The sequence below is a fragment of the Pseudomonas sp. 05T35 genome, from assembly GCF_056396605.1.
Window position 1 is genome coordinate 1 of sequence record NZ_JBFTLU010000710.1, and the last position, 1,440, is coordinate 1,440.

At 59.9% G+C, this 1,440-nt stretch carries 2 protein-coding genes; both read right to left on the bottom strand.

Going from position 1 to position 1,440, the window contains the following annotated elements:
* A partial coding sequence (locus tag AC1DH9_RS29110) for an MFS transporter (RefSeq protein WP_477809332.1) occupies nucleotides 1–960 on the bottom strand: 960 nt, incomplete at its 3' end.
* 50 nt (nucleotides 961–1,010) lie between these two features.
* A partial coding sequence (locus tag AC1DH9_RS29115) for an undecaprenyl-diphosphatase (RefSeq protein WP_477809333.1) occupies nucleotides 1,011–1,440 on the bottom strand: 430 nt, incomplete at its 5' end.

The following is a 1,440-nucleotide window of genomic DNA, read 5'->3' on the forward strand; positions in this document are numbered from 1 at the left end:
GAAACCCATGTGCAGTCCCCACAGGGCTACGCCCAGCATCATTGTCAGGGGCGAATGGCTTTGCGCGAGCACCAGATCCGCCAGCACCAACAGCGCCATACCGAGGCAAAGCAGTTTAGTGCGACTGATGCGATCGGACAGCCAACCGGCCGGGTACGCGGACAGCGCATAGAACACCGACATGACCACCATCACCAGCGGCACCCAGGTGGCAGACAAACCGGTCTGCTGCGCCCGCAACACCAGAAATGCTTCGCTGAAGCGCGCCAGCGTAAACACCCCACCCACAATGACCACCCACCAGTACCCGGACGAGAAGTCGTGAAGGACTCGCCAATGAATGGGCGATCGAAAGGTGTGCTTGCCAACAGCGTGTTCAGGCTCTTTTACACCGGTGACAATCAGCGCCACCGCGATGACCGCCGGGATCACCGCGAACCAGAGTACAAGCTGGATATCAGCGAGCCAGAGCATCAGCACGATGGCCAGCGCAGGGCCGACAAAGGCGCCGACCGTGTCCATCGACTGGCGCAAACCGAAACAGGCACCGCGAATTTCCAGTGGAGCGACATCCGCCACCAGGGCATCGCGCGGCGAGCCGCGAATGCCTTTGCCGATACGATCGAGAAAGCGCGCGGTGAACACCACATCCACCGAGTGAGCCAGCGGGAACAGCGGTTTGGACAACGCTGCCAGACCGTATCCCACTAACAGCAAGCCTTTGCGTCGACCGATAAAGTCGCTGATCGCACCCGAAAAGACTTTGACGACCATCGCCGTCGCCTCTGCGATGCCTTCGATCACCCCGACGGTCAGCGCGCTCGCGCCCAGGGTCGTGACCAGAAACACCGGCAGCAGGCTGTGCACCAGTTCGGACGAAACATCCATGAACAGGCTGACAAAGCCCAAGGCCCAAATGGTTCGCGGAATACGAAGAGACTCCGATCCGACCTGATTCACGTGTTCATCCTGTCGTGCTCCAGGGCCTTATCGAAGGCGATGACCGAGCCCTATAAGTGACTATTGCGCCGAGCGAGTGCCGGTAGTACTCGCAGGTACAGGCGCTCCAAAACGTCGAGCAGGGGCTCACCCAGTTGCCTCCAGTCCAGCACCTGTTTGACCAGCCAGGCGCTGATCAGCGAAACCAGGAACGACCCGGCGATATCGAATGGAAAGTGCACGCCCAGGTAGACACGCGCCCAGCCAACCAACGCCCCCAGCAGCAAAACCAGCAGGCCCAACTTGCGCAGCGAGGCCAGTATCAACCCAAAGGCTAGCGCAAACATCACCGTTGCGTGGTCGCTGGGAAAAGATGATTCAGCGGTATGCGCCAGAAAGTTTTGCCCCAGCCCAAGCATAAAGGGACGTGGGTGGAACCAAAGGCTGCTGATCAGCAGATTGCAGCCCAGCGCGAAGACAATACTCAGCGTCGCAGTGAGC